This window comes from Spirillospora sp. NPDC049652 (assembly GCF_040675125.1).
Lineage (GTDB): Bacteria > Actinomycetota > Actinomycetes > Streptosporangiales > Streptosporangiaceae > Spirillospora.
This window is the reverse complement of record NZ_JBFAOF010000330.1, coordinates 1-7,136: the sequence shown is the minus strand read 5'-3', so window position 1 is coordinate 7,136 and position 7,136 is coordinate 1. Positions and strand designations below refer to the sequence as shown.

General features: G+C 74.8%; 7 protein-coding genes. 1 reads left to right on the top strand and 6 read right to left on the bottom strand.

The window, feature by feature from the left end; all coding sequences use genetic code 11:
* From AB0J52_RS21060 to AB0J52_RS21035, 6 genes are all read right to left on the bottom strand, one after another.
* The coding region (locus tag AB0J52_RS21060; RefSeq protein ID WP_500183363.1) for a protein kinase family protein at positions 1–626 on the bottom strand (626 nt) is incomplete at its 3' end.
* 184 nt (positions 627–810) lie between these two features.
* Positions 811–2,778 carry a protein kinase domain-containing protein gene (locus AB0J52_RS21055; RefSeq protein WP_500183361.1) on the bottom strand — a complete coding sequence of 656 codons (1,968 nt, stop codon included), beginning with the start codon at positions 2,776–2,778 and terminating at the stop codon, positions 811–813.
* Between the two features lie 13 nt (positions 2,779–2,791).
* Positions 2,792–2,914 (bottom strand): hypothetical protein, encoded by a 123-nt coding sequence (locus AB0J52_RS21050; protein ID WP_500183360.1) that lies wholly within the window; start codon positions 2,912–2,914, stop codon positions 2,792–2,794.
* 11 nt (positions 2,915–2,925) lie between these two features.
* Complete coding sequence (locus tag AB0J52_RS21045) at positions 2,926–3,753, bottom strand: serine/threonine-protein kinase (protein WP_500183358.1); 828 nt, start codon at positions 3,751–3,753, stop codon at positions 2,926–2,928.
* 177 nt (positions 3,754–3,930) lie between these two features.
* Positions 3,931–4,881, bottom strand: a complete 951-nt coding sequence (locus tag AB0J52_RS21040) for an acyl-ACP desaturase (protein WP_500183357.1) — start codon at positions 4,879–4,881, stop codon at positions 3,931–3,933.
* A 270-nt stretch (positions 4,882–5,151) separates the two neighbouring features.
* Positions 5,152–5,919, bottom strand: coding sequence for an SDR family NAD(P)-dependent oxidoreductase (locus AB0J52_RS21035; RefSeq protein ID WP_500183355.1), 768 nt, complete (start codon positions 5,917–5,919; stop codon positions 5,152–5,154).
* 212 nt (positions 5,920–6,131) lie between these two features.
* Here AB0J52_RS21035 and AB0J52_RS21030 point away from each other — a divergent pair.
* The coding region (locus AB0J52_RS21030; RefSeq protein WP_500183353.1) for a protein kinase domain-containing protein at positions 6,132–7,136 on the top strand (1,005 nt) is incomplete at its 3' end.

Genomic DNA, 7,136 nt, shown 5'->3' with positions numbered 1-7,136 from the left:
GGACGCGCCGAGGGGTCGGGCGCGGCGGCGGCACGGAGCAGGGGGCGCAGCGGTTCGGGCACGTCCGCCTGCGCGGCGGCCTCCTGGAGGGCGGCGGCGCCGGAGGGGGCGTGCTCGCGTCCGGTGGCGGCGAACAGGACGGTCTCCGCCCAGGCCCGGATGTCGGCCGCCGGACCCTCCGGGTCGGCGACCAGGCCGAAGTCGACCACGACCGGGGCGCCGTCCACGACCACGACGCAGTTCGGGTCGAGCGCGCCGTGCCCGAGGCCCGCCCGGTGGATCGCGGCGACCGCCTTGGCCAACGCGACGGCCATCGTGCGGAGCGCGGGACCGCGCAGCGGGCCGCCCTCGGCGACGGTCTCGGCGAGCGGGCGGCCGGGCACGAGGCGCGACACGACGTACGGCGGGCGGGCGCCGGGATCACCGTCCAGGACGTCCACCACGTAGGGGCTGAGCACCGCGCGCATGCGTTCGACGTCGGGCGCCGCGCCCGGCGGCAGCATCCGGATCGCCACGTCGCGGCCGGACGGGTCCGCCGCCCGGTGGACCGCACCGGACGGCCCGTCCAGCCTGGACAGCAGCCGGTACGGACCGATGTGCTCCTGGTGGCTCGTCTCGCCGCTCATGGATCCGGCACTTTATCGGGCATGGGGCCCGACCGAGGCGTCATGCGCGCACCGTTTCCAAGCCGTGCGGAAAGCGACCGCCTCCGGCCGCTCACCGCGACCATCCGGCCACGGGACGTGGCCGTTCAGGACCGTCTCGTTCCACGGGGTGTGCGGCCTCTTTCCACGGGGTGTGCGGCGCCGGTCAGCCGAGGAACGGGATGTGGCCGTTGAGGATGTCCTCCACGCGCCCGCGGACGTTGTCCAGGCTGCGGCTCATCCCGTCCACCGGGGTGGTGTCGGGCGGCTGCCTGTTGGACAGCACGGCGAGCACGGCGGTGAAGATCCCGAGGACCAGCACCCCGGCCAGGGCCGCCTCGGCGCGCGGGAGCAGCGCCCCCCACACCCGCGCGAGCTGGCGGCGCGGCGCGCCGCTGCCCGGGGCGAGGGTCAGCAGGCCGATCACGAGCATGGCGGAGTACGCGACCGCGCGGGAGGCCGTCATGCTCGGGTAGGCGAACATGAGCACGCCGAGCAGGACCCCGCCGGCCAGCACCGACAGCCCCGCGAGCAGCGCCGTCGACATCACCGCGCCGGGCAGGTGCAGCGGCGTGCGGAACGCCGCGCCGACCGCGTCGCCCGACCGCGGACCGCGCCGGGTGCGGCGGCCCTCCATGCCACGCGCGGCCTTGTCGCCCGCGCGCAGCACCAGGACGCCCGCGACGGTCACGGCGACCGCGAGCAGCGGGGCGATGTTCGCGAACGCGAGCAGACCGCCGAGGACGATCAGGCTCAGCACCCGGTACCAGCCGTACGGCTTCGGCTGCTCGCGCTTCTCCTGCTGGTCGGGCCGAGGCCGTTCCGGACGCTGCTGGTCAGGGCGCCGCTGGTCGGGCCGTTGCGCCTCCGGCCGCTGCTGGTCGGGACGCTGCTGGGCCTGCCGGCCGTAGGGGTCGTACGGCTGCGGCGGGTCGCCGCGGCGCAGCCCCTCCTGCGGGGGCCAGCTCTGCGGCTGCGGCTGCGGCTGCGCGGGCGGACGGGCGTGGCCCGCCTGCGGGTACCCGGCGCGCGCCGGACGGTCGAACGGCCCCGGCGCGGGCGGCGGGACGGGCGGGGGCGCGGCCGGCGGCAGCATCCCGATGAAGTCCTTGGGCTGCTGGACCACGATCGGCGCGGGCATAGGCGGCGGCGTGTCGCGCGGCGTCTCCGGCTCGCCGCCGGCCGCGGGCGCGCCCAGGGGGTTCGCGGTGTCCCGCGCGGTCTCCGCGTCGGGCGGCGGCGGCAGGAGCAGCGGCGTGCCGTGGTCGGGACGGGTGCTGAGCTGGTCGTCGAGCCGGGTGTGGTCGGCGAGCGTCGCCTCGATGTTGATCCGCTGGACGAGGCCGGTCAGCGTCACGGCCTCGGGGCGCTCGGCCGGGTTGCGGGCCATCGCGGCGCGCAGCACCGGCAGCAGCGCCTCCGGCACCCCGTCCAGGTCCGGACGGCCCTGCATGATCTTGTAGAAGATCGACTCGAAGGTGCCGGAGCCGAACGGCGGCCGTCCGGTCGCGGCGTAGCCGACGGTGCCCGCCCAGGCGTGCACGTCGGACGGCGGGCCCGCGTCCTCGCCCTCGATGATCTCCGGGGCGAGGTAGCCGGGGGTGCCGATCACCATGCCGGTGGCGGTCAGCCGGGTCGCGTCCGCGGCCTGGGCGATGCCGAAGTCGATCACGATCGGCTCGCCGTCCAGCAGCATCACGTTCGCGGGCTTGAGGTCGCGGTGGATGATCCCGGCGTCGTGGATCGCCGCCAGCGCCTCGGCCAGGCCCGCGGCGAGCCGCTGCAGGGCGCGGCCGCGCAGCGGGCCGGTCTCCTCGATGACCTCCTCCAGCGTGCGGCCCGGGACGTACTGGGTGACGATGTAGGGCCGGTCGGCGGTCACGTCCGCGTCGAGGATCTCGGCCACGTTGGCGCTGCGCACCCGGCGCATCGAGTCGGTCTCGCGGGCCAGCCGGCGGCGCGCGGTCGCGTCCCCGGCGACCGCCGGGCGCAGCACCTTGATCGCCACCTCGCGCCCGTCGGGGGCCACACCGAGGTAGACGACCCCCATGCCGCCCTCCCCGAGAGTCTCCAGGACGCGGTAGTGGCCGATCGACTGGTCGATGCTGTCCCCGGACGTGGCAACCCCCTTCATCACTTCCGAAACCCTACCTTCGTCGCTCGTCCCGGCCGAGCCGCAGGCCCGGCCGGAAGCCGCCGTCCGCCCCGCCGCCGGCCCTGCCGCCGACCCGGCCGGGGCGCTCGCCGGCCGGGGTGCGGTCCGTCCGCACGACCCTCACGATCATGCGACGGCCGCGTGGGCGCGGGAGTTCGCGGAACCGGCGGATTCGCGTCCCCATTCGGCGAGCGCCCCGGCCAGCCAGCGCGCCGACGGACGGTCCGCCGGGTCGCGGGAGAGCGCCCGCCGGACCGGCTCGGCCAGCGGGCCGGGCACTCCGTCTAGATCGGCCATCCCGCGCAGGATCCGGAAGCACACCGCGTGCAGCGACCCCGTGCCGAACGGCGAACGGCCGGTGGCCGCGTACGCGACGGTCGCCCCCCAGGCGAAGACGTCCGAGGCGGTCCCGGCGTTCCCGCCCTCGATCAGCTCGGGGGCCAGATAGGCCGGGGTGCCCGCGACCATGCGCCGCTTGTGCCGCGGCCGCTCGGCCGTGTAGAGCACGTGGTCGGCTCCGGGCTCGTGCGCGATGCCGAAGTCGATCAGCGTCGGGCGGTCGCCGAGCACCATGACGTTGCCCGGCGCGACGTCCCGGTGCAGCACCCCCGCGTCGTGGACGGCGGCCAGCGCGAGCGCCAGCGTCCGGGCGAACCCCGGCACGCGCGCCCGGGGCAGCGGCCCGTACGCGTCCACGAGGGCGCCGAGCGGCGTGCCCGGCACGTAGCCCATGGCCAGGTGCGGCCGGTCGGTCTCGATCCGGCCGCCGAGCAGCGGCGCGACGTACGGGCTGTCGACCCGCCGCTGGGCCGCCATCTCCCGGGCCAGCCGCCGCCGCGCCTCCGCGTCGGGCGCGAACTCGGCCCGCAGCTCCTTGACCGCGACCTCGTGGCCGGCGGCGTCCAGGGCGAGATGGACGACCGCGGTCCCCCCGCGCCCGACCTCGTTCAGCAACCGATACTCGCCGAGTCGCCGATGCGTCCCCATAGCCCCTTTGACGCCTATTGCGCCGAGGTCGTTCCTGGGAAAGTCGGCTCCGGGGGCGGAAGGCGCTCCGGTCCGGGGCGGAGGGGGCTCCGGCACGTGCCGTGCCGTAGCCCCTCGCCAGGGGTTCCGTGCTGGAGGCGCGGGTCAGGCCTCGCGGGCGGCGCGGCGGGCCCGGCGCTCCTCGCGGCGGGTCTCGAACTTGGTGGCGGCGCCGTCCAGGCCCGCCATGAACTCGGCCAGCTCCTCGCGCGCCTTCTCGCCGTCGCCGGTCAGGTCGGTGCGGTCGAAGACGCCCCACTTGCGCAGCACCGGGACCAGGACGTCGTCGTGGTGCAGCCGCAGGTCGTAGATGCCCGCGTTGGCGATGATCACCGACTTGCGCAGGAACCCGTCGATGCTGTGCCCCGGCATCTGGAACGCCTTGACCACGTCGGTGACGGCCCGCATGGTCTCGTCGGGCGCGAGGTCGAACGCCGCGCCTAGCAGGTTCCGGTAGAAGACCATGTGCAGGTTCTCGTCCGCCGCCACGCGCGCGAGCATCTGGTCGCAGATCGGGTCGCCGGACGCCTTGCCGGTGTTGCGGTGCGAGACGCGGGTGGCGAGCTCCTGGAACGAGACGTACGCCACACCGTGCAGGAACGAGTCGCCGTGGTCGGCCTCGTAGCCGACCCCCATGTGCTTCATGCGCGCGCGCTCCAGCGCGACCGGGTCGACGGCGCGGGTGACGGAGAGGTAGTCGCGCAGCACGATGCCGTGCCGGTTCTCCTCGGCCGTCCACCGGTTGACCCAGGTGCCCCACGCGCCGTCCCGGCCGAACACGTCGGCGATGGCGCGGTGGTAGCCGGGCAGGTTGTCCTCGGTGAGCAGGTTGACGATCAGCGACTCGCGCGCCTCTTCGGTGATCTTGGAGTCACCGGGCTCCCAGCCCTCGCCGCCGAGCGGACCGTCGTAGTCGCGGCCCTGGCTCCACGGCACGTACTGGTGCGGGAACCACTCCTTGGCCACCCCGAGGTGCCGGTTGAGCTCGTTCTCGACGACCGGCTCGAGCTCGATGAGGAGCTGGAGCTGGTCCTTGGACTCGGGCGTCACGGTCATGCTGTTCCTTCGCTGGACGGAGGGCGGCCGATGGGTCGCGCTGTGCTTCCGCACGGGCGGTGTCCCTTGCGGGGGCGGCGCGCGACGCCGCGGGGATCGGCCGGGGCCGCGGCCGCCTGGGGCGATCCGCGAACCTACGAAAGCGTAGGTTCGATCGTCGCGAGCCCGTCCGGGCTCCGTCAAGGCACTCCCGTCACAAGGAGCACGGCGAAATTCTTGTCGGAAGTGATGAAACCCGGTCACCGGCACCCGCCCGGCCCCGGCCGGTGACTACTGAGAGTCAGCGGCCTGTTTCCACAGACGGTTCGCCGCAGCCCTCAGAAGAGGCCGGGGGAGCATCTTGAGCGCGGGCATCGCCGCCTTGTACTGCAGACCGGGGACGCAGAGCGCGCGGCCCAGTTCCACGGCGTCCAGGCCCGCCCGCGCCACGTCCTCACGGCGCAGCCACAGAGGGTGCGGATCGTGGGCCTCGTCAGTACGGGTGAAGCCGGGGCAAAGCGCGGTGACGTGGACGCCCCGTCCGACGACCTCGGCATGCAGGCTTTCCGAGAAGGACGCCACATACGCCTTGGTCGCGCCATAGGTGGCACTGCCAGGGGACGGCGCGAACCCCGACATGGACGCGACGTTCAGCACCCCGCCTCGTCCGCGCGCGAGCATGCCGGGCAGCGCGGCATGGGTCAGCCGCACGAGCGCGTTCACGTTCAGCTCGATCTCGCGGAGCTGGTCGTCGAGCGCGAGGTCGGCGAACGTCCCGAACGCGCCGTACCCGGCGTTGTTGACCAGCAGCTCCACCGGTTCGTGGCGCAGCCTGTGCTCCACCCCGTCCCGGTCGCCGGGGTCGGTGAGGTCGGCGGCGATCACCTCGACCGCTACCCGGTACCGCTCGACCAGCTCGCGCGCGAGCGCGTCCAGCCGGTCCACGCGGCGGGCGACGATGACCAGATCGGCCCCGCGCGCGGCCAGCTCGCGCGCGAAACTCTCGCCGATCCCACTGGACGCGCCCGTGACGAGGGCGGTTCGGAACGCCTGCCGCATGGCGGGTGATGCTAGCCGCTCCCCCGCGCGCGGGTGGGGCGCTTCACCTCGGACAAGGCCGCCGGGCCCCCGGCTCCGGACGCCGCGCCCGTCATCGGAGGACGCCGTGCGCTGTGACGGGAATGAGACCCGTTCGGTCGCGCCTCAGGGACATCTCAGGGCAAACCCCATACGATCACGTACCGCAGTCCACGAGCGCGGCGGGTGTCCCAGTGCGAACGGAAGAACGGATCGGCCCCTACCGGGTGCTCGAAGAGCTCGGAGTGGGCGGCATGGGCGAGGTGAGCCTCGCCCTGGACGAGCACGGCCGCGCCGTCGCCGTGAAGGTCCTGCATCCGGCCGTCGCCCGCGACGAGGTCGCCCGCAAGCGCCTCGAACGCGAGGTCGCCACCATGCGCCGGGTGCGCGGCCCGTTCGTCGCCGAACTCCTGGACGCCGACTTCACCGCGCACCGCCCGTACATCGTCACCCGCTACGTCCAGGGCCGGACGCTGGACGAGGTGCTGCGCGAACGCGGTCCGCTGCGCGGGGCCGCCCTGCGGCGGTGCGCGCGCGGGCTGGCGCGCTCCCTGGTCGCGATCCACGAGGGCGGCGTCGTCCACCGCGACCTCAAGCCCGGCAACGTCATGCTCGTGGACGGCGACCCGGTCGTCATCGACTTCGGCCTCGCGCACGTCCTGGACGCGACCCGCCTCACGCTCACCGGCACCGCCATCGGCACGCCCGGCTACCTCGCGCCCGAGGTGCTGGACGGCGAACGCGCCACCCCGGCGTCCGACGTCTTCTCCTGGGGCGCGTCCATCGTGCACGCGGCGACCGGACGCCCGCCCTTCGGCTCCGGCCCGGCGGCGGCCATCTGCTCCCGCATCCTGCGCGGGCGCGCGGACCTGGGGGGCGTCCCCCGCGACCTGCTCCCCGCCGTCCGGGCCGCTCTGGCCGTGGACCCCGCCGAGCGTCCCACGGCGATCGAACTGCTTCCCCTGCTGCGTCCCACTCCCCCGGACGCGCCCACCGAGCAGTTCCCGATTCCGCCGCGTCCGCCCGCCCTTCCCGCTGCTGTCCCCGCCGACGTTCCCAGCGAAGCGTCCGGGGAGGAGGCGCGCGCGCACGAGCCCGAGGCATCGCACGCGCAGGAGCCGGCGGACAAGCCGCAGGGCGACAAGGCCGCGAAGAACGACAAGGCTTCGAAGGGCGACGGCGTGCGTCGGCAGGCCGGC

Excerpts from the sequence above, each read along its gene's own strand:
- AB0J52_RS21035 (WP_500183355.1), bottom strand. The coding sequence starts at position 5,919 with ATGCGGCAGGCGTTCCGAACCGCCCTCGTCACGGGCGCGTCCAGTGGG.
- AB0J52_RS21055 (WP_500183361.1), bottom strand. The coding sequence starts at position 2,778 with ATGAAGGGGGTTGCCACGTCCGGGGACAGCATCGACCAGTCGATCGGC.
- AB0J52_RS21040 (WP_500183357.1), bottom strand. The coding sequence starts at position 4,881 with ATGACCGTGACGCCCGAGTCCAAGGACCAGCTCCAGCTCCTCATCGAG.